18 protein-coding genes are annotated in these 21,117 nt (G+C 41.9%); 2 read left to right on the top strand and 16 right to left on the bottom strand.

Features of this window, described 5'->3' with window-relative positions; all coding sequences use genetic code 11:
- Window positions 1-40 precede the first annotated feature (40 nt).
- Both AC19MV_RS11965 and AC19MV_RS11960 read right to left on the bottom strand, forming a co-directional pair.
- A complete protein-coding gene (locus AC19MV_RS11965; protein ID WP_498307781.1) occupies window positions 41-1,759 on the bottom strand; it encodes a sodium:solute symporter family protein in 1,719 nt (572 codons plus the stop codon).
- A gap of 11 nt (window positions 1,760-1,770) precedes the next feature.
- Window positions 1,771-2,037, bottom strand: a complete 267-nt coding sequence (locus tag AC19MV_RS11960) for a DUF4212 domain-containing protein (protein WP_188957018.1) — start codon at window positions 2,035-2,037, stop codon at window positions 1,771-1,773.
- Between the two features lie 361 nt (window positions 2,038-2,398).
- Between AC19MV_RS11960 and AC19MV_RS11955 the strand changes: the two genes are divergently transcribed.
- Window positions 2,399-4,564, top strand: coding sequence for a diguanylate cyclase (locus AC19MV_RS11955; RefSeq protein ID WP_498307779.1), 2,166 nt, complete (start codon window positions 2,399-2,401; stop codon window positions 4,562-4,564).
- 12 nt (window positions 4,565-4,576) lie between these two features.
- Here AC19MV_RS11955 and AC19MV_RS11950 read toward each other — a convergent pair whose 3' ends face one another.
- The gene (locus AC19MV_RS11950) at window positions 4,577-6,034 is read right to left on the bottom strand and encodes an alpha/beta hydrolase (RefSeq protein WP_498307778.1); all 1,458 of its coding nucleotides are present in this window, start codon (window positions 6,032-6,034) and stop codon (window positions 4,577-4,579) included.
- A gap of 390 nt (window positions 6,035-6,424) precedes the next feature.
- On the opposite strand from AC19MV_RS11950, the gene AC19MV_RS11945 reads away from it, so the two are divergent.
- Window positions 6,425-7,048: a DUF6942 family protein gene (locus AC19MV_RS11945; protein WP_498307776.1), complete on the top strand. Its 624-nt coding sequence runs from the start codon at window positions 6,425-6,427 to the stop codon at window positions 7,046-7,048.
- Here the strand turns inward: AC19MV_RS11945 and nadE are convergent, their stop codons facing one another.
- The 13 genes from nadE to AC19MV_RS11880 all read right to left on the bottom strand — a co-directional run bounded on the left by nadE (window position 7,049) and on the right by AC19MV_RS11880 (window position 21,117).
- Window positions 7,049-7,879, bottom strand: a complete 831-nt coding sequence (gene nadE, locus AC19MV_RS11940) for an NAD(+) synthase (RefSeq protein WP_498307774.1) — start codon at window positions 7,877-7,879, stop codon at window positions 7,049-7,051.
- Between the two features lie 157 nt (window positions 7,880-8,036).
- Window positions 8,037-9,341: an inosine/guanosine kinase gene (locus AC19MV_RS11935; protein ID WP_432402809.1), complete on the bottom strand. Its 1,305-nt coding sequence runs from the start codon at window positions 9,339-9,341 to the stop codon at window positions 8,037-8,039.
- A gap of 271 nt (window positions 9,342-9,612) precedes the next feature.
- Entirely contained in the window at window positions 9,613-10,257 is a 645-nt protein-coding gene (gene adk, locus AC19MV_RS11930; protein ID WP_498307772.1) for an adenylate kinase, read from the bottom strand.
- A 136-nt stretch (window positions 10,258-10,393) separates the two neighbouring features.
- Window positions 10,394-11,257 (bottom strand): co-chaperone YbbN, encoded by an 864-nt coding sequence (locus AC19MV_RS11925; protein WP_498307771.1) that lies wholly within the window; start codon window positions 11,255-11,257, stop codon window positions 10,394-10,396.
- 65 nt (window positions 11,258-11,322) lie between these two features.
- Window positions 11,323-13,236 carry a molecular chaperone HtpG gene (gene htpG / locus AC19MV_RS11920; protein WP_498307769.1) on the bottom strand — a complete coding sequence of 638 codons (1,914 nt, stop codon included), beginning with the start codon at window positions 13,234-13,236 and terminating at the stop codon, window positions 11,323-11,325.
- A gap of 291 nt (window positions 13,237-13,527) precedes the next feature.
- Window positions 13,528-14,127, bottom strand: coding sequence for a recombination mediator RecR (gene recR / locus AC19MV_RS11915; protein ID WP_498307767.1), 600 nt, complete (start codon window positions 14,125-14,127; stop codon window positions 13,528-13,530).
- A gap of 151 nt (window positions 14,128-14,278) precedes the next feature.
- Window positions 14,279-14,512 carry a helix-turn-helix transcriptional regulator gene (locus AC19MV_RS11910; protein ID WP_498307765.1) on the bottom strand — a complete coding sequence of 78 codons (234 nt, stop codon included), beginning with the start codon at window positions 14,510-14,512 and terminating at the stop codon, window positions 14,279-14,281.
- Window positions 14,505-15,002 (bottom strand): hypothetical protein, encoded by a 498-nt coding sequence (locus AC19MV_RS11905; RefSeq protein WP_498307763.1) that lies wholly within the window; start codon window positions 15,000-15,002, stop codon window positions 14,505-14,507. The genes AC19MV_RS11910 and AC19MV_RS11905 overlap by 8 nt, the downstream gene beginning before the upstream one ends.
- A gap of 266 nt (window positions 15,003-15,268) precedes the next feature.
- A complete protein-coding gene (locus AC19MV_RS11900; RefSeq protein ID WP_160054287.1) occupies window positions 15,269-15,601 on the bottom strand; it encodes a YbaB/EbfC family nucleoid-associated protein in 333 nt (110 codons plus the stop codon).
- Between the two features lie 140 nt (window positions 15,602-15,741).
- Window positions 15,742-18,780, bottom strand: a complete 3,039-nt coding sequence (gene dnaX, locus AC19MV_RS11895; protein WP_498307762.1) for a DNA polymerase III subunit gamma/tau — start codon at window positions 18,778-18,780, stop codon at window positions 15,742-15,744.
- 149 nt (window positions 18,781-18,929) lie between these two features.
- On the bottom strand, window positions 18,930-19,481 hold the full coding sequence (apt, locus tag AC19MV_RS11890; RefSeq protein WP_432402841.1) for an adenine phosphoribosyltransferase: 552 nt from the start codon (window positions 19,479-19,481) through the stop codon (window positions 18,930-18,932).
- Between the two features lie 133 nt (window positions 19,482-19,614).
- A complete protein-coding gene (locus AC19MV_RS11885; protein ID WP_498307760.1) occupies window positions 19,615-19,980 on the bottom strand; it encodes a YbaN family protein in 366 nt (121 codons plus the stop codon).
- A gap of 381 nt (window positions 19,981-20,361) precedes the next feature.
- Window positions 20,362-21,117, bottom strand: a complete 756-nt coding sequence (locus AC19MV_RS11880) for an HvfC family RiPP maturation protein (protein WP_498307758.1) — start codon at window positions 21,115-21,117, stop codon at window positions 20,362-20,364.

Here is a 21,117-nt window from a genome sequence, read left to right as displayed (position 1 = left end):
GAAGCGCCCTTTAAATTAACTTAATTATCAGGATTGATGATTAGTGATCGTGTGCTTCACCCGATCCTTTAGGGAAACGGATAGACTCAACCATTTCTACAATCTCATCAGGTATCTTAGCTGTCACTTTACTGACCGCAAATGCCACACCAAAGTTAATAATCATACCCACCATACCAAAACCTTCAGGTGAAATACCGAAGAACCAATTTTCAGATGTATTGGCAGCAGGATTAATAAACTTAAAGTAAGCAATGTAAGCCGCAGTAGACAGTAAGCCAATGACCATACCGGCAATCGCGCCTTCTCTATTCATAGTCTTAGAGAAGATCCCCATGATAATAGCTGGGAATAACGATGCTGCAGCAAGACCAAATGCAATCGCCACCACCGCAGCCACAAAGCCTGGGGGATTAATACCAAAGTATCCGGCCATTACCACACCTAATGCCGCGGCAATACGAGCGTACATCAATTCTTTTTGGTCAGAAATATCTGGCATCAAATTTTTCTTAAGTAAATCATGCGATACCGAAGTAGAGATTACAAGCAACAGACCCGCTGAAGTCGATAATGCCGCCGCTAAACCACCCGCTGCAACAAGGGCAATAACCCATGCTGGAAGCGATGCAATTTCAGGCGTGGCAAGTACGATAATATCACGGTCGATGTTCATTTCATTTTTATCACCATTGGTGTAAAAAATCTTGCCATCGTTGTTTTTATCTTCCCAGGTAATAAGACCGGTTTTTTCCCAGTTTTTAATCCAAGAAGGTGCTGTCTCATAAGGTACACCTGTTGAATCTGGACCATTAATGGTCTCAATCATATTCACTCGTGAGAATGCAGATAAAGCAGGCACAGTCGTATACATAATTGCGATAAACACTAATGCCCAACCCGCAGAGATTCGTGCATCCTTTACTCGAGGTACAGTAAAGAAGCGCACGATAACGTGTGGTAAACCAGCAGTACCAAACATTAATGCACCTGTAATAAAGAACACATCGATCATGTCTTTAGAACCTTCGGTGTATTGGGAGAAACCAAGTTCTGCTGATAAGCCGTCAAGTTTATCGAGTAAGTACACCCCAGTGCCATTACCCGCTGCGTCGACTAACTCAGCGCCAAAGCCTATTTGCGGTAAAATATGACCTGTCATCATCACCGAAATAAAGATTGCTGGCACCATGAAGGCAAAAATTAACACACAATACTGCGCAACCTGAGTGTAAGTAATCCCTTTCATGCCGCCTAATACAGCATAAAAGAACACCACTGCCATACCTATATATACGCCGGTTTCCACCTCAACTTCTAAGAAGCGGGAGAACACCACACCTACGCCTCGCATTTGACCTGCGATATAAGTAAAACAGATAAAGATGGCACATATTACTGCAACCGTACGCGCGGTTTGCGAGTAATAACGGTCACCAATAAAGTCTGGAACCGTAAACTTACCAAATTTACGTAAATAAGGTGCCATACATAATGCTAATAGTACGTAACCGCCTGTCCAGCCCATTAAATATACTGAACCGTCATAACCAACAAACGACACAATACCTGCCAGTGAAATAAATGATGCCGCAGACATCCAGTCTGCCGCCGTTGCCATGCCGTTCATCACAGGGTGAACACCGCCACCAGCAACATAAAACTCTTTAGTAGAACCTGCACGAGACCAAATGGCGATCCCGATGTACAACGCGAAAGTTGCGCCGACAATTAAATATGTGAGTGTTTGAACATCCATCGTAGTGCCCCTTAGTCTTCCTGAACATTGTATTTTTTGTCTAATGCATTAGCTTTCGCTACATAAACAAAAATCAGCGCCACGAATACATACATTGCACCCTGCTGCGCAAACCAGAACCCCAGTTTGAATCCCATGAAGGTGAATTCGTTTAATATATCAACTAATAAAATACCGCAGCCAAATGACACTGCAGCCCAAATTGCAAGCAAGCTAAGTACTAAGCGTAAATTTTCGCGCCAGTATCCCGCTGCCTTTTCGTTATTTTCAAAACTCATTGCGACTCCCCTGTGTTAGTTTTTGTAAAGTCATTGTTAATTTAGCAACTCAGAGCAACACCACAATCAAGACCTTAGTCGTATTCGAATATCCTTAAGGAACGAGTTAGACATAAAAACACTATTTATCAGAAAGTTAATGAAATATTTTTTGTAAAAAAATAACAAACCAATTAAACTGAGTTAGACCAAGGTCGAACAAAATTGGCTTTAAAAAACAACATAAATCAATATTTTAAAAACATTTAAAATACAATTTGATGATAAAAAATCTGGTTTTACATTGAAATCTCAACGGTTTCTTGAGATAAGTGTTGAATAGCAAGACGCTTTTTATAATAAAATCAATAAGGACCTCTTTTTGAAGCTTCCCAAGATTAACCAACAACATCTGCTTTTTTCTATTGCCTTAGGTATCGTAGGTTTGTTAATTAATTGTTATCCAATTCAGTTTTTTGCCAATGTGCAATTTGTATTAGGTAACACTGTCACCGTAATAGCCGCTGTCTTACTAGGGCCTTGGTATGCATTTGTGACAGCGATGCTCGCATCGACAGGGTTAATGATTATCTGGGACAGTCCTCATGTGTATTTATTCTTTGGACTTGAGGCATTATTTTTAGGTTACGCCAGACGACGTGATATTTATGCTTTGTATGCAGACGCAGCTTATTGGTTAATTATCGGTGCACCTTTAGTGTATTTGTATGTCACCTTTATTATGGACATACCGTCATCGCATTTAGGTTTTATTATTGCGAAGCAAGGTGTTAATGGCTTGGTTTATACCAGCATTGCCTCGTTACTTATTTTAGCCATACCTAAACTGTGGTTCTTTAAAGACAAGGTAAAAGATCGTCATCGCCGCTTATTAAGTGCACAGCTCACTTACTTTTTCACCCTCATGGTCACCCTCACCTTACTGTTCTCTGCGCTAATTTTTAATTTTTACTTCTTAGAGCGTCAACAAGCGATGTTAAAAGAAAACATCAATGATGCAGTGTCTCACTTAGCAACATCCGCTCAAAATTACATCAACAACCACAAAACGGTTATTGCCAACGCTGCAAACCAATTAACGATTGCCGCTGACGATCCGTTGCACTGGCAACCGGTTTTATCTAATTTACACAATAGTTATCCGGGTTTTATTAGCATGTTGATTGCCAATCCTCAAGCTGAAATCGTTGCGGCAAGCCCAGTGTCTCGTTTATTAGCTCAAAGTAACACGCAAAAAATTACCATTAAAGACCGCGACTATTTTATCGAATCGTTTTACAACCATCGCTTATTTGTTTCATCGGTATTTCTGGGACGAGGTTTTGGTAATGATTCAATCATTGCTATGAGCGCGCCTTTTTATACCAATGAACAGCACACCACTACTGCTGGAATTGTTGAAGGATCTTTAGATTTAAATCACTTTTCACATGTAGATCAAACGAGTGAGTATGCCGACGATGAATCAGTAGTTATGGTGGATGAACAAAACCAAATTATTTATGCTTCTGAAAAACTCGGGTTAACATCGTTATCGAAATTTAATTTTGTGATAAATGATGGGGTATATCGTACGAGTCTAGAGCTACTCAATATTGAGCGTCCTAAATCGATAGTGCCAGAATATATCTATGCCCACCAAACACTGGATAACGGCTGGACTGTATATATCTTAAAAGAATTCTCTCCTTTGCTAAAACTGGCTGAAGAGCAAATGTTCAGTAGTTTTATCATGCTACTGATATCGTTAATGGGGACTTTTTACATATCAAGAAAACTCAGTGCACTACTCACAGTGCCTTTAGAAGCCGTTGCCAGCCAATTTAGTCCATCGACATTAGGCATCAATAAGGTTCAAAGCATTGATGAGAATTCGCCAAAAGAAGTATTCAGTTTATATCAACGATTAGCCGCCAGTAAGCAGCAATTAATCGACCATCAAGTGGAACTAGAAGAGACCGTGGCAAGGCGTACGGAAGAGCTAGAGACGGCTAACCGTAAGCTCAAAGAGCTCGTTGACCGAGATCCACTAACGGGTTTATACAACCGCCGTTACGCTGAACGTAAATTTACCGAATTATTGGAATTTTGTATACGAAGTGAACAAGCCATTACCGTGGCAGTATTGGATTTGGATCTGTTTAAACAGGTTAATGACAACTACGGCCATTTAGCCGGTGATGAGTGTTTACGTATTTTTGCCCAGTTACTGCAAAAATACTTTAAACGCGACATTGATATTGTTTCTCGATATGGCGGTGAAGAATTTTTACTCATTTTACCACTCACCAACGCCCTGCACATACAACATCATTTAAACAGCTTTAGGGAGGCTTTAGCTGAGTTTGAGATGATATCGCCAGAGGACAAACGATCTTTTCATATCACGGTAAGTATAGGAGCCATTACAGCCAATCCCGACTACGCAGATGAGTTAGACAAGTGGATAAAAATTGCAGACGACAATCTCTATCAAGCAAAACAAGATGGACGCAATAAGACCGTCATCGATATTATCACTGAATAAACTGATATAACGTTATGGACGGGGTTGAATAAACCCGTCCATTCTATTCATCATATACGGGTAAAATGGATTCCATTTTTGACGTAACATATCTGCAGCGGTGACACTAAAAATTCCCCTCTCGCCCTGGTATATTCCCCGACCTATTTGTATTTTATCTGACTCTTCACTGGCTAATGGGCCATACAAAGTGTCTTCTATGGGAAAGGTTAATGCCACATGAGACAATGAATACACTTCTTTAGGCCAGGTTAATGTCAGTGCCTGTACATCCGTTGAATTCGTGTTCTTTGCCAGTTCTCGCACTTGTACATGATTATCGTGTTGCATATCATTTTCAAGCAAACTCAAACGATAAGGTAATGGCGTCGTAAGCCAAAAAGGCGCAAACGGTGCTAAAGGGTCATGCATTAATAATTGATTATGGCTGTGTTTGCGATTGACATCGAATAGCACTAATTCATGCCCTTTAGATGCTGGCAAGTGTTGATAAAGTTTTTCAACCACAGATAAAGACGACACGGTATCATCGACCACTGACTGAAACGTTAATATCGGTGCTATGGCCTTGTATTGCTTATCCGTTAACCCAGCCAGTAACGTTTGATTGCGTAATGTTAATCGGTAGACCACGTCCCCCGCATTGACGGCAAAAGATTGATATCGAAATGGATCGTACTCAGTTTGAATACTATTCCAGTACAGTTTATCTTGGCCTAATACTCGTCCCAATTTAGCTTGCCAATATGCCCCTGCTGCAATAGGCGCCAAACCAATTGCGGGAGAGAGAAATATCATTCCCGCAAAGTCTGTCGGCTTATTAAGGTTAATATTTTCAAGCTCATGGTTTAATGCTAAAGCTGCGCCAGTAGAAAAACCGGCAACATAAATGGGTTTACCGGGTAATTGGGCAGCCAAATGTGTTGCGGCAAGAGATACCGCGCCCGCTAAATCTGGCCAGGTAATGTCTGTGAGTCCTGAAGGTACGGTGCCATGACCAGGCAATCTTAATCCCACAATATGCGCTTGGTGTTGATAATGTTGCGCGATATGCGACATCACATAAGGTGAATCTGACATACCGTGGATCAGCAATAAACCAAATTCAGCTTGGGGGTTTTGCCACTCAAAAGAGCGGTTCCAGTTTTGTTTCCACAAGGCGGGATCAGACAAACTGTGGCGCTCATAACGATTCAGTGGTGAGGCTAACTGTGGTTGGTATTGACGATATATTTTGCGCTCAACCTCAGCAAACAGCTTATCTTCTAATTTAAGATATTGATTAAAATCAGCTAGGCCTGACTGTTGATGATATTCTGATGTGAGATGCGTGGTATGCCATATTGATAAATTGGGCCGATCGTTTAACAGCCATACAGCGGTGAACAGAATGGCAACACTAATCCCGATTGCACCATAAAAAGCAGCAAATAACAGGTGTTTGGTCGAGCCTATTACAATGGCGCGCATTCTCTACCTTAAGTCATAAAATTCGTTAACCTAATGAGATTAACAAGTGAATAAATGAATATCCAATCTGCGATGATGTGCTAGCAAACAATTCATTTGATAAGCCCGCCACACGCGTTAAATACCAAACCATTAATACGATGAGCTCAGTAACATGCTGATGTATCGTCAATCAATATTCTGATACATTGCTGATTAAGCTTATTATAGATTTTATCATTAAACTCAGTACAGCGCGTATGACAAACGCGATAAACGCTAGGCTCGTTTAACTTTCAAGGTTGTTTTTACAGCAAATGGTTGACCATTACGCATTTATATCGCTATAGACTTTTTTAAATAACTACAGACTTTTTTAAATAACGAGAAGCCGGAGGTTGTAGACATTTCATGCAGAGTAACCAAGCAACAATGATGCTAGGCCCGCAAATAGCTGACATCATTTTTTATCTACCGACTCCGCCAATATTGCCAGCCGATTGGCAGGCAACACAACCCGATGCTATTGCACAATTAATTGCCCTAAATGGAAATCATTGGCGAAAAATTGTTACCATTATGGCTAAGATATGCTGCTTACAAGTGGATATCACCGCAAACAAAGGTACGGCATGGAAATGCATCAGAGATAACTTATTTCATGATGACAAATTCATACAGATAACGACACAAACGAGTCCGCAGTCGCTTCCCCGCTTAACTTGCCAATTACGCATTGTGATGCCAAATACCGTTCCAGAGCTCTTATTACTAGCGCAGTCAGTACCAGAGCACTTCACAAAAGACTGCTGGCATATTGTATGTGGCAAAGAGACTCAACAACGGCTAGGGCTAAGCATTACAGATACTGAGTCAAATGCGAATACAGAAGAAACTAACCTTTGGCAAGCCATTGATGAGGATAATAAAATACAGCGTCAGCACACATGTTTACTGACGCCATATTTAGATTACCGACAATATTCTAATGCCTTAATTGAGCACACAAGAATGCAACTTGCGATAAACAGCTGATTAATCGTAAATCGTTGGAATTGGTTGGCGTTTATGCTGCGTGCGTTTGTAAATTCCAACTAATTTATCTTCTACTGACTTAGGCACATCTTTGCCTTCCAAAAAGTCATCAATTTGATCGTAGGTTAATCCCAGTGCCACTTCATCTTCTAACTGTGGTTTATTGTCTTCTAAATCTGCTGTGGGTGCTTTGTTAACTAATAACGCAGGAGCACCTAAAAATGCAGCAAGCTTGCGCACTTGGCGTTTATTTAAGCCAAAAAGTGGCGCTAAATCACATGCACCATCACCAAATTTAGTATAAAAACCGGTAATATTTTCTGCGCTATGATCGGTGCCAACCACCAAACCACTCACTAAACCGGCAATATTATACTGAGCAACCATTCGCATTCTGGCTTTGACATTACCTTTAGCAAAATCGACTTTGTTTTCTTCTGGTAATGTCATACCAGCCTCAACTAACCCCGCGAGTGTGGCATGGTGAACGCCTAATACTCCGTCAGCAATGTTCACAGTGACTTGCTTTGAAGGCTGAATAAACTGACAGGCTAACTGCGCTTCATCTTCATCTTTTTGAATTTGATAAGGCAATCGCACTGCAATAAATTGGTAGACAATATCACTCTGCTCTGTGTTTAAGCTATCAACAGCTAACTGACATAAACGACCCGCTAATGAAGAATCAACCCCACCACTAATGCCTAACACCACATTATGGCTATGCGACTCTTTAAGTTTTGCTTTGATAAATGCAACTCGGCGCTGAACTTCAAACTCAGGCTCAATAGCCTTAAGTACATGCATCTCTCTTAAGATTTGTCCTTTCACGTGACGCTCCTGATTGCTTACTTTACTAGCTGATGCTAATTGCTGTTAATGAACGGGTAAGTTTAGATTGTACCTGAACTGAGGTTATTCTATTAAATTCCAAGCAAAAAAAAACGATAATGATGATGCATTATCGTTTTTTTTAACTAAAGCGAAATTAACGCTCCCAGTATGACTCTTCTAAACTGTCTTCACGCTCAGGCAAACCACGCGATAAACGCGGGCTATGCTGTGCTAACACCTCATATGCAACACGGTTAGCGTACTTGCACACTTGTGAAAATGACGAATAACATAAGCCATCACGTTTGTGCTTGCTTGACCCTGGTACGTTGGTTTTATGGAAGGTATTGGCAGACAAGTCATGAAGTAAAGCCGACAACGCACCATCACCCGCGCCATTGGTATTACGAATAAGCTCTGGGCCGCCCATGTAAGGAGAAATGTGCGCGTACACCTTAATCGGTGTTTCACAATCTTCTTTCAGCATAGGCCGAGAGAACTCATAGCGGTTAAATTCAGGGATTGCGCCCGGTAACAGTAAATGACTGGTTTCACGTTTAGCACTGTCTTCTGCGTATCCAGCGGTATAAAGACCAATCGGCCCTGCGGTAGTTAATACCAAGTCACACCACTCAAGCGCAGCTTCACTGGCCAATAGCGGGTCTTTAAAGCCGGTTAGCGCCTCACCTTCATCTTCGTTCATGGCCAAAATGGTCACATGATCGTTAATAAAGTCTTGCCACCATTTAGGATCTTCTTGAATTAAGAAGCGTGTGCCTAAGGTTAGCACGACAGGCACTTCCGCTTCTTTTGCATATTCAATGGCTGTCATCGCAGCATCTGTGATGCCATCACCGTCACTGGCACGCATCAAATAAGCGGTTAAAACTAATGCCGAACTGCCTTGGATAACGTCTTTGTTAATAAACTCAGGCGTCAGTTTATCCATTGAGCCTTTGCTGATAGCAAATGTGCGTTCACCACAATCAGAAATCAAGGTAAAACAACGACCAATAGGACCATCAACAGGCTGTAAATAGTTTAAATCGACTTTCGATGACGTGTTACATAAGTAACGATATGCATAACTGCCAACCATGACTTTTTGGCTCATTACGCCAAATAAAACTGAACGGTCGTCGGCTAAAATAGAATAGTTATGTACTGTGTTTCCGATGGTACCACCAGCAAACTCGTCACTGATCATCTCATTTGATTTAAGCTCGTGATACAGATTATGCGCTTGTTCGTCGTTAATGAGGGTAGAGTTACCTTTAGGTAAACCATAGCGCTCAAGTAATTCGTCTTCGACTTTGGCTTCAATATCGACAAGTGTCTGATCAATGCCACAAATGTAAGTCGAAAATGGCTGTGGTTGCTGGGTAAGTTGAGCCAATAAAGGATCACGACTGTTTACGGGAAAATAGTGCTTTGACTTACGTTGACCGGGAAACTTCATATTGGGCTCTCATAGCTTAGCATCCATGCCAGTGTGATGTTAATTGCCTATGACGACGTTCAACGTTGAAAAGTCGCCCTCTGCGAAAATGGCGGCAGATTTTACCATATATCAACGATAACATTATATTAATTTTAACTTAAAGCGCAGTAATTGTTGCGCTTGTTTCTCACAGTTTGACCTTACGCAGAATAGGGAGACATTAGTGGAACAATTTTTAGACATAAAAAAACCTGCATCAGCAGGTTTTTATTACGCATTAACATCGTATTTACTTTAATACGTTGGCTAACTGCTCACTCACTTTAGTCACTGACTGAGTACCGTCAAACTTGTTGTACTGAGTGCGACCTTCTGCAGCCACTTTGCCATAGTAATCTACTAATGGTTTAGTTTGCTCGTGGTAAATGCCTAAACGCTTACGAACTGTGCTTTCTTCGTCGTCTGGACGAATAGCAAGCTCTTCACCCGTTACATCATCTTTGCCTTCCACTTTAGGTGGATTAAACACAACATGATAAACACGGCCAGAACCAGAGTGAACACGACGACCACTCATGCGCTTAACGATTTCTTCGTCAGGCACGTCAATTTCAATCACGTGGTCAATCTCAATGCCATTTTCAGCCATTGCATCTGCTTGAGGAATTGTGCGAGGGAAACCGTCAAGTAGGAAACCTTTTACACAATCATCTTGAGCAATACGCTCTTTCACAAGACCAATAATAAGGTCGTCAGACACTAATTGACCTGAATCCATGACTTTCTTGGCTTCTAAACCTAATGGAGTGCCAGCTTTAACGGCTGCACGCAACATGTCACCGGTTGAGATTTGTGGGATACCATACTGTTCCATAATGAACTGAGCTTGGGTACCTTTACCGGCACCTGGGGCACCCAATAAAATAATGCGCATCTCAAAAGTCCTCTTTTAAGTTTATGTTCTTTTTAGGGCGGCGATTTTCGCACATATACCGCACTTTTAATAGCGCTTTTGTTATGACATTAGACCTAAATCTAATAAGGTTTGTAACAAAAACGCTAAGGCATGTTTAATACAGTAAGGTATACAATTTACGGCGATATTGATTGGCTAACGCATTGCCCTGTCCTATCGCAGTGAGTATATCCATAAAGGCTTGTTTAACTTTACCGTCTAATGCGCCTAAGTCTTTTTGCAAAATAGCAAACAGCAGCTCAAGCGCTTCTTCATTTCGATGCGCTATATTTAATGCTTTTGCCAACGAAACAACCGCGTCTAAATTATCAGGTTGTTCTGTCACACTTTGTTGTAACTGGCGGATCTCGGGAGTATCAGCCGCATCTTCAGCTAAGGCTAATTTGGCCATTAGATTCTGATAATAACTGTCTTGATCCGCTAAACCAATGTGAGCTAATAACGCTTTTGCATCGGCTAACAACCCCTGCTGTAAGGCAACGTCTGCCATTACTAAGCCCACTTCAGCAGCTTGCTGCGCATTGGCATACACGGATTTAAGCTTTATAGCGAGTTGAGTCAACTCTTCTGGCGTCAGTTCTCCCTCTGCTAACAGTTGCTTAATCGCATCAAACTCCTGAACCCATAACGGTGGCAAATGTTTGTCGAGTAAATCATTCACCTGTTGCTCAGTTTGTACGCCGGCAAAACCATCGATTGGGCGACCTTTGTCTAGCACCAATGTGGTCGGTAAGTTTTGAATTTGGAAATAATTCGCAATTTCGATTTCAGCTTCACAATCGACTTTAGCCAAAATAAATCGACCCGCCTGAGCTTGTGCTATCTGCTCTAACGTTTGCAGCATCTGTACACTTTCAGGCTGAGGTTGCGCCCAAAATGCTAATACCACCATTTTTTCCATTGAGGTATCGACAACTTGCTGGATGTTTTCTTTGGTTAAATTAATCAGGTAGTCCATGGAGCCCCCGGTATCATCCAAAAACAAAAGCGGACTACTGTCCGCTTTTACTGCTTTAGGTTTGCTTATTTAAAGCTGGCCATTAACATCTGGTTTGTGAGCTTAATAAACGCAGACGGGTCGGACAAGCTGCCCTTCTCTGACAGTAACGCTTGTTGTAATAACAAGTTAGACCAATCAGCAAATAACTGTTCGTCGGCTTCGTTATTTAAACGCTCAACCAATGGATGGCTTGGGTTAATTTCAAATGTCGGTTTTGACTCTGGTACAGGTTGCCCTGCAGCTTGCATCAATTTAATCATTTGAGTCGACATCTCACCGTCACCAGTCACTACACACGCTGGGGTGTCAGTTAAACGTGAGGTTACTTTCACATCAGACACTTTGTCTGCTAATGCCGCTTTAATACGTTCAACTAACCCTTTAGCTTCTTCTGCCACTTTATCTTGAGCTTCTTTATCAGCTTCATCTTCTAGTGAACCTAATTCAAGATCGCCTTTGGTAACCGAATGAAGTTTTTTACCTTTAAACTCAGTTAAGTGATTAATTAACCACTCGTCAATACGCTCTGACATCAGTAGCACTTCAATGCCTTTTTTGCGTAACAATTCTAAGTGCGGGCTATTTACTGCGGCGTCATGGCTGTCGGCAACGATAAAATAGATTTTATCTTGGCCTTCTTTCATGCGCTCGATGTAGGCGTCTAACGATACGGTAGTCGCTGCTGAATTGTCGTGAGTAGAAGCAAAACGCAGTAAGCCAGCAATACGTTCTTTGTTAGCAAAATCTTCTGCAGGGCCTTCTTTTAATACTTGGCCAAATTCAGCCCAAAATGATTGGTATTTCTCGGCATCATTTTCAGCTAGCTTTTCAAGCATACCAAGTACACGTTTGGTTAACGCTTGACGTAAATTTTTGGTCACTTGGTTGTCTTGCAAGATTTCACGCGATACGTTTAGCGGTAAATCTTTTGAGTCAATTAAGCCTTTTACAAAACGTAAATACGTTGGCATGAACTGCTCAGCATCATCCATCACAAACACTCGTTGCACAAACAGTTTTAAGCCGTGTTTATGGTCACGGTTAAACATGTCCCACGGTGCTTTAGCTGGAATGTAAACTAAGCTGGTGTATTCTTGCTTACCTTCAACACGGTTGTGAGACCATTTAAGGGCATCGGCATAATCGTGTGAAATATGCTTATAAAATTCTTGATATTCTTCATCAGTAATATCAGCTTTATTACGTGTCCAAAGCGCAGTGGCTTTGTTCATTGGCTTCCAAGTGCCTTCAGTGGCAGCAATTTTTTCGCCGTCTTCACCTTCTGACTCTGGTTGGCCCGCTTCAAACATTTCTACCGGAATAGAGATATGGTCTGAGTATTTAGAAATAATTGAGCGTAAACGGAATTCATCTGCAAACTCAGTTTCTTCATCACGAAGATGTAACGTGATTTCGGTGCCTCGAGTGTTTTTAGTGACGGTTTCAACGTTAAATGAACCTTCACCTTCTGATTCCCACAATACGGCTTCGTTTACCGCATGGCCGGCAGCACGAGTGCGCACAACGACTTTTTTCGCCACGATAAATGCAGAGTAGAAACCGACACCAAATTGGCCAATTAACTGTGAGTCTTTTGATGCTTCACCAGACAAGTTGTTAAAAAAGTCTTTTGTGCCTGATTTAGCAATGGTACCTAAATGCTCGATAACGCCGTCGCGGGTCATACCGATACCGTTATCAGAAATAGTAACCGTGCCTTTTTCTTTATCCGTACTCACTCGTACGCGTAATTCGCCATCACCTTCGTATAACGCATCGTCGGTGAGTGCAAGGTAGCGTAATTTGTCTGCTGCATCGGCTGCATTTGAGACTAATTCACGTAAGAAAATCTCTTTATTGGAATACAAAGAGTGGATCATCAAATGCAATAGTTGTTTTACTTCGGTTTGAAAGCCATGAGTTTCTTGTTGAGACATGAATAATTTCCCTTGGTGTTACGTTAATACAAAACGAGTCGAACGATGCACTCGTGTAAAAATCTTCGTTAACCAAGAAATGGGGGGCTTTAAACTGTTTTCAAGGGCTGTTGGATTTTATTGCTCAATATTTCCGCAACAATCCATGTTTATCGACTCTAAAAACATTTTGTGAATAAAAATTGATTACAGTCTGTTCGCTGGAGAGACAATATTGACGGGAAATTCCTGCCAATCAGTGATTGGCAGGCAAACATAGGATTTTATGAACCGTTACACAGATATGAGCGATTAAAGCGGAATACGGCCATTAAATGACAAGGCTAGCGTGGTGCTGTCGACATACTCAAGTTCGCCGCCTACCGGTACACCGTGTGCGATACGGCTAATAATCACTTTGTGACGTCTTGCCATGTCAGCAATAAAGTGGGCTGTCGCATCCCCTTCTACCGTGGGATTGGTGGCTAAAATAAGTTCGCTGACATCGTCTGACGCTAAATGACGTTCTAACAGTGCCAGGCCTAGCTCTTCTGGGCCGACACCATCAAGTGGCGATAAATGCCCTAGTAACACAAAGTAACGCCCTGTAAAATGACCACCGGCTTCAATGGCGAGCACATCTGCAGGTGTTTCAACCACACAAATGATACCGGCATTGACACGGCGGTGACTTGCACAAATAGGACATAGATCTTGCTCAGTAAAGGTTCGACAACTTTGACAATGCCCTACTTCAGACATGGCTTTTTGTAATGACTCGGCTAATTTCAACCCCACTTTACGTTCACGTTCTAACAACTGAAATGCCATACGCTGCGCAGATTTAGGGCCTACGCCTGGCAAACCACGTAAAGATTGAATTAACTCATCGAGCAAGGGACTAAACTTCATAAAATTGTGAATACCTTAATGACTGATCTAATTGTAATACCATCGACACTGCCCAAAACACATTCACTGAACGACAATGCTGTGCGATTATTGTCTGAGCTGAGCGTGAATGCAAAGGTTAATCCTTTAAGGAGCATATTTGATCATCGAGTTATTTACCCGAACGGTAACTAAATACTTTATCTAACGGTAAGTTGAACACTTCTGCGATTTTAAACGCCACCTCAAGTGTCGGCGAGTATTTATTCGATTCAATTGCCATCACTGTTTGCCGAGTAACACCAATGTGTTCCGCTAATTGCTTTTGAGTCATTTCATTATTTAAAAACCGTAGGGTGCGAATTGAGTTCGAAATCCCGATTTTATTGTCATCAGGCTTACTCATAAATATCTCCAGAACGGCCCTTGTACAACTGCACACCATAATGTGCTAATTCCGCCACTAAGAAAGATCCAACTAAAATGTGTAACGGTAAATGCGGCACGCTTGATTGCATAAACTCGAAATCTTGGGCGGCGATATTATATTGAAATAAGGCTAAAACCACCCCGACTTGTAAAATGATGGCGCTGTATTTGTAGCCCACCAAATTAATCTGCTTTTCTCTCACATCCATCGGCCGAGATAATTCATCGTCGCTGATGAACGCCAATACGATATAACTGACGACCATCAAAACAATGGAGTAAACAATCACCTCAAGTAGCACAGTAGAGAGCCATTCTATGGAGGCGAGTTGCTCTGGTGTGGCATTAAGCAACTGACTTAGGTAAAAGTAACTAATGTACGCTGTCACTAAAAAATCGACCGATAACGTCACTTCTCTAAAACTGGTCTCTTGTAACCATTGAATCAACTTCTGCTTATTACCCATGTTAACCTCAACGAACTTAATGTATAAAATATTTAACTTAACATAGCGTAATACATCACAACTATATGTCAAATATTTTATACTTGGAGTTAACTTTGATAAACCAAAGGTGAAACATGCGAATGCGGTTTAATCGTCGTGATAATGTGTTAGCAATACGCATTGGTGATTGGTAATTGGTAATTGGTAAAGCTGACTCTGACGCGCAAACAAAAAAGCTCAAGCATAATGCTTGAGCTTTTTTTGTTTGTTGTTAACAACAACGATTAAAACGGCATTTTCATTCCAGGAGGCAATTGCATGCCACCAGTCACTTCGGCCATTTTAGTTTTTTGATTTTCTTCTAAACGACGTGCTGCATCATTACATGCCGCAGCAATCAAGTCTTCGAGCATTTCTTTGTCATCTTCCATTAAGCTTGGGTCGATTTCAACTTTACGCACGCTGTGGTTACCTGTCATGGTTACTTTAACCAAGCCAGCACCCGCTTCACCCGTCATTTCTGTGCGTGCGATCTCTTCTTGCACTTTTGCCATTTTGTCTTGCATCATTTGGGCTTGTTTCATTAAATTGCCCATACCGCCTTTTCCACCAAACATAGTTTGTCTCTCTCTAATTAGGATTGTTAGCACGTCGCCATAATGACGCTAATCTTACTGAAATAAAATCGATTGGCAATCTAGGCTGAGCATTTTTGAGATGAAGATATGTTCATTCAACCTAAATTACCCGTTATTGATCATGATTGAGCCGTTATTTGAGCAATATCATGGGCAATTTGCGCCAATTGCTCAGGCGGATACTCAATACTATCACTGTCTAATTGCGCAGATAATCGTTGGATCATCCACTGAGTATTATCATCTTGCAAAATTGACTGCTCAGCTTGAGCAATCAATTCGCGATGAAATCGTTTACGTAATTCTAACGGTGTTTCCCGTTTGGGGACAATACCAATTTGAATTTGAACTTCGGTTGGTTGCTGCAAATAATCCGTTAACGCAACTTGCAATTGATCTATCGCAATGGGTGCAGAAAGGTGTTTTTGATCTGGTTTTAATACCAACACCAGTGGATTAGTTTGTGCCTGACACACTGAGTTTACGCCCAACTGCCTTACTCGACCGCCTACAGACACATTAGTCATCACTTTATACCAATGCAAATCAAGCTCATTACCCTCAATACTGTGTGGGGCAAAAGGCACCATTGCGGTTGACGCTTGGAGTGCGTCAGATTTAGCTAATGACTCAGCGGTAATAGTCGACTTTGATGCCGTTAGCGCACTCGAGGTTGGCTCTTTTGCTGCAGAGCCTGCTTGGGCAGATTGTGTTGTCTTTTGCTGAGCAAAATCGGCAAACGTATTAAATGACTCATCAACTGCTGGCTCTACCCACGGCGGCCTATCGTATTGAGTATCGGCATTTGCACTTTTATTTATAGCATGTTGACCACTTGGCACATCATCAGGCGTTTTTACAGAGATAGTGGCTGACTCTGAGGCAGGCTCAGAGGCAGACTCTGGATTGGCCTCTACCTGGCTTGCGTTATGCGGCTCAATCGGCGCATCCTTTACCGACATATCAAGTGATGACTCAAGTGATGAGTCTGTCGAAGGTTCAAGAGATGATTCAGCTGTTGTCGCAAAGCGTTTCGGTGCAGTAGGTACTTTACTTATGCTAGCTAACTTACCGGCAACGGGCACTTTGGCAGCTTCCGCTTCTTTTTGTTGCAGCGCGCCGACATCAGCAATTAACGAATCGCGGCTGGCCAGTACCACATTAAGAAAATCTAACGCATCTTCTTGGTTTGCAGCTGTTTCAACCTCTGATTTTAACTCAGCTTCTATCGGTGTTTCAGGCGATGAAGTATCTGCAGATGGCGCTTCTGCAGATACACTCAGTGTATTCGTTTGTTCAAATGACTCATGCAAGGGCTGAGATTGATACAGGGACTCTGACTGGAACGAAGACTCAGACTGAGCAGAAAATGTCATATAATCGTCTTGGTCAGCAGGTTGATAATCACTGTCTTGATCGTAATCACTAAACGAATAGCCATCAAAAGAATCGTCTGATGAGATATTTGAAGTGCTATCAAGTGAATCATTGGCTGCGTTATCAACAGAAACGCCTAAAACGTCGCTAAGCTCTGTGGTGTCACTGATGGAATCCAAACCGTCTTGATGTGTAGATTGAACATTTGAATCTTGATGACCATCAGCAGCAAGGTCATTGCGCTCAATATCTGTCGTAACGGGCTCAGGCTCTTTCGTATCTAGAGCCGGGGGTTGTGGCATCGTTTTAGTGGGTGATTTATCATTAAAGCCAAAGCTCTCAGCTTGACTCAACAGCACATGTTGTTCTGCTATTAATGCAGCATCAGTGAGTGCCTCATCGACATCGCTAAGCACATTATCGAGTTCATCATCGCTTAACTCACTTTGCGTTGTGTCATCATCAGGCGAAGCAGCATCGTTCGATTCTGCCGAGGTTAATTCAGTATCCAGTGGGGTTGCCAAGACTTGGCTTACATTGGCTTGTGTCACATCCGATGGCATTGATGCTGGAGCTTCACTTTGCGTTGCCTGGCTAACGGATACTGAATCTTTAGGCTTTGGGCTTGTATCTGTGACCTCGTGCGTTTGTGCTAAATCAATTACCGCTGGCGTAGTTGTTACCCAACGTTTGACTTGCTTTTCAGGCGTGAAAGCCACCGCACGCAGTAAGGCCATTTCCAGCCCTGATTTTGGATCTGGCGCAAACGCTAAATCTTTACGGCCATTCAGTAACATTTGATAATACAATTGCACTTGCTCTGGCGATAATTGCTGGGCAAACGCTAGAATTTGCTCACTGAACAGAGACTGTTGAGCCGCTGCAGGAGCAAACTGAGTCAAGGTAATTTGATGCAGTAACTCGAGTAGACTTCGCAACACTTCTTCAGCATCAGCGCCAAACGCTAATACTTTTGCCACCATTTGCATCAAAGGCGCCACATCGGCATCACATAAGGTTTTTAATAGCGCAATGACATGCTGCTCATCAATACTACCTAACATGGTTTGTACTTGCTCAAGCATCACCTGCCCGCTACCAAATGCAATGGCCTGGTCGGTTAAACTCAATGCATCTCGCATACTGCCATTAGCCGCCTTAGCCAATACATTTAATGCTTGAGGTTCAAAAGGCAATTGCTCTTGAGTAATCACGTACTCGAGTTGCTTGCAAATCTCTTGTTGCGACAGACTCTTTAAATTAAATTGCAGACAACGAGACAATACCGTTACCGGTAATTTATGTGGATCAGTGGTCGCCAGCAAAAATTTTACATGTTCAGGGGGTTCTTCTAAGGTTTTTAACAAGGCATTAAAACTGCTGCGCGACAGCATGTGGACTTCGTCTATGAGGTAGACTTTAAACCGGCCACGAGATGGACGATATTGCACATTGTCGAGTAATTCGCGGGTATCATCCACTTTGGTGCGCGACGCTGCATCGACCTCAATTAAATCGACAAAACGGCCTTGAGCAATTTCAATACAACTTGAACATTCACCGCAAGGATTAGCGGTGACGCCGGTTTCACAGTTTAACCCTTTGGCAAAAAGTCGTGCCAAGCTGGTTTTACCGACCCCACGGGTTCCGGTAAACAAATAAGCGTGATGAAGACGTTGCAGACTTAATGCATTAGTGAGTGCCATGAGCACATGGGACTGACCAACCATTTGTTCAAATTTTGCTGGACGCCATTTGCGGGCGAGCACTTGATAAGACATGAAATTCCCCACAGAGAGCTATCGGGAGTCAATCCCATTAAAGGGGATAACAATAACATGCCAAGGGCTGGCATGCTATTGTTGAGCGGGCATTTGATGGACGTTAATGCAGTTAACTGCTTAATAAATTAGCAGTTATTTTAAACTTATTATTCGCCGTCAAACTCACACAAGCTTAATACTTCAATCCCTAAACCTTGTAGGCGCTTTTCGCCACCAATTTCAGGCAATGAAATAACAAATGCAGCATGGGAAACTTCACCACCCAGTTCACGAATAAGCTTAACCGTTGCTTCGATTGTGCCGCCGGTGGCTAATAAATCATCAATCACTAGCACTTTATCGTTTGCGTTAATCGCATCGGTATGAATTTCTAAAGTGTCTTTACCGTATTCTAATTCATAAGTTTGGCTTATGGTTTCGCGCGGTAATTTACCAGGCTTACGCACAGGCACAAATCCAACGCCAAGTTCAAGTGCTAAAGGTGCACCAAATAAAAAGCCACGCGCTTCTGTGCCAACCACTTTAGTAAAACCTTTTGATTGGTAGTGAGCAACTAAAATGGCAATCGTTGCTTTGTACGCTTCAGCGCTTTCTAACAAGCTGGTGACATCACGGAACATAATGCCTGGCTTTGGATAATCAGGAATGGTTTTAATGCTGTTCTTGATAAGCGCTAAACTGTCTTGGTTCATCATAATTAGTTAACTCTAGTTTAAAAGTGATTACGCAATAAAAAAGTCCACGTGATTGGTGGACTCTGGTAAAAATACTTAAGTGATCTTATGCCCGTTTAATCTCAGTTGCAACTGTCATGCATTAACTGACGATTTATTATTCTAACTCTGGGATCCGCCACAAAAAAAACAACAACACGAGCATCATACTAAACAACATCATTTTAACCCACACGAGTGGCACAATTACGATGCTAATACAAAAGCTTAGGCTGCTCAATATCATGGCTTTACGCTTTAATGGTCGACTCAACGCCTTTTTTGATTGCCATTGATGGATCCCTTCGGCAAACCAAGGGTGTGTGATTAACCAATGGTGTAAACGGTCATTTGAACGAGCAAAGCAAAATGCCGATAATAAAATAAAGGGCACGGTTGGCAGTAATGGTAACAAAATGCCCATTAGGCCTAATACTAGGCTGCATAAACCAATAATCAAAAAAAAGCCGCGTTTTAGCGCCATAACCACCCTCGCCATAAACAAAAAACCACTCTATCAGAGTGGTTTAGTAAGGCAATATCATGACAGATTATTCTGAAATAAGCGTTAAATTAATCCAGACACTTTTAACCATGAAAGACTTGCTGGCAATGTTGGAATTAATAAAACCAAAATAAAACCAATAAAATAAACAATGTTAAACGGGTCTTTAAACGGCTGACTCATGATAATTCCTAGATTAAAGTGATATTTTTACTGCAATGTCTTACTTCAATCATTTAATAATGCCATTAACAAGTGAGTTAATTAGCTCAATGTTGACGTGAAGCCGATCACAAAAAGTGGCTTATTTTAGACGCATCTTCACAAAATAAAAACCTTAAAATTACTAAGTCTACTTAGCTAATTGGCCGCAACCACAATTCCCTTCTGTGCGAGTTGCTGCAATAAAGGTAAGCAACCAGATAATAAAGCATCCGTCGACATTTGCGGATAATGCCCACTGAGCCAACTGATAATATGGTCAAGATTAACCGCTTGTTGCACCCGACCCATTTCTTCAATATAAGCTAACACTTGCGCACTTAACGGCGTAAGTTGTAAGAATGCCACTTCATCTTCACTGTCGCGGTAAACGCAAAAAAAGTGAGCTTGAGCGGTTGGCGCTATAGGCTGGTAATCGACACTGATATGTTGAACATCAAAGGCATATTGAGCAACCTTAGCACTGGCAGCTAAGCTTAAAAATGGGTGCTGCACATTATCACTGTCTAATAATTGCGATTCTGCTGTGTCAGGTGCTACGGCGGCGCACAGCTCTAACCATTCATAATGCGCAAGTTGCAGCATAAAGATGGGGTCATGTTCAGACGGAGTATATTGGTGTTGTAAAAATGCGAGAAACTCAGCGGCTATTTCTACGAATATCGGAGTTTTACAATCATGCTTCACAAAAAACTGTTGCACTAACATTTGCCATTGCTCGGCAGTATATAAGCTTTTTAATACCGGAAAGGCACTGGAGACAAAGCCTGAAATATTATTAAAAAACAGCTCTCGGTATATTGTCATTCGACGTGCTTCAATGCCGTCAGGCAACGGTAAGCTGGGATCACGAATGTAATCCATAAACTGTTGCTGTACGTCAATAAATCCCAT

It is taken from the genome of Shewanella sp. MF05913, assembly GCF_059758095.1.
The sequence above is the reverse complement of the archived record's forward strand: the minus strand, read 5'-3'. Positions and strand labels throughout refer to the sequence as shown.

Excerpts from the sequence above, each read along its gene's own strand:
- AC19MV_RS11965 (WP_498307781.1), bottom strand. The coding sequence starts at position 1,759 with ATGGATGTTCAAACACTCACATATTTAATTGTCGGCGCAACTTTCGCG.
- AC19MV_RS11925 (WP_498307771.1), bottom strand. The coding sequence starts at position 11,257 with ATGGACTACCTGATTAATTTAACCAAAGAAAACATCCAGCAAGTTGTC.
- AC19MV_RS11950 (WP_498307778.1), bottom strand. The coding sequence starts at position 6,034 with ATGCGCGCCATTGTAATAGGCTCGACCAAACACCTGTTATTTGCTGCT.
- AC19MV_RS11910 (WP_498307765.1), bottom strand. The coding sequence starts at position 14,512 with ATGAGTAAGCCTGATGACAATAAAATCGGGATTTCGAACTCAATTCGC.
- AC19MV_RS11885 (WP_498307760.1), bottom strand. The coding sequence starts at position 19,980 with ATGGCGCTAAAACGCGGCTTTTTTTTGATTATTGGTTTATGCAGCCTA.
- AC19MV_RS11945 (WP_498307776.1), top strand. The coding sequence starts at position 6,425 with ATGCAGAGTAACCAAGCAACAATGATGCTAGGCCCGCAAATAGCTGAC.
- AC19MV_RS11960 (WP_188957018.1), bottom strand. The coding sequence starts at position 2,037 with ATGAGTTTTGAAAATAACGAAAAGGCAGCGGGATACTGGCGCGAAAAT.
- AC19MV_RS11905 (WP_498307763.1), bottom strand. The coding sequence starts at position 15,002 with ATGGGTAATAAGCAGAAGTTGATTCAATGGTTACAAGAGACCAGTTTT.
- recR (WP_498307767.1), bottom strand. The coding sequence starts at position 14,127 with ATGAAGTTTAGTCCCTTGCTCGATGAGTTAATTCAATCTTTACGTGGT.
- AC19MV_RS11900 (WP_160054287.1), bottom strand. The coding sequence starts at position 15,601 with ATGTTTGGTGGAAAAGGCGGTATGGGCAATTTAATGAAACAAGCCCAA.
- htpG (WP_498307769.1), bottom strand. The coding sequence starts at position 13,236 with ATGTCTCAACAAGAAACTCATGGCTTTCAAACCGAAGTAAAACAACTA.
- adk (WP_498307772.1), bottom strand. The coding sequence starts at position 10,257 with ATGCGCATTATTTTATTGGGTGCCCCAGGTGCCGGTAAAGGTACCCAA.
- dnaX (WP_498307762.1), bottom strand. The coding sequence starts at position 18,780 with ATGTCTTATCAAGTGCTCGCCCGCAAATGGCGTCCAGCAAAATTTGAA.
- AC19MV_RS11880 (WP_498307758.1), bottom strand. The coding sequence starts at position 21,117 with ATGGGATTTATTGACGTACAGCAACAGTTTATGGATTACATTCGTGAT.
- AC19MV_RS11935 (WP_432402809.1), bottom strand. The coding sequence starts at position 9,341 with ATGAAGTTTCCCGGTCAACGTAAGTCAAAGCACTATTTTCCCGTAAAC.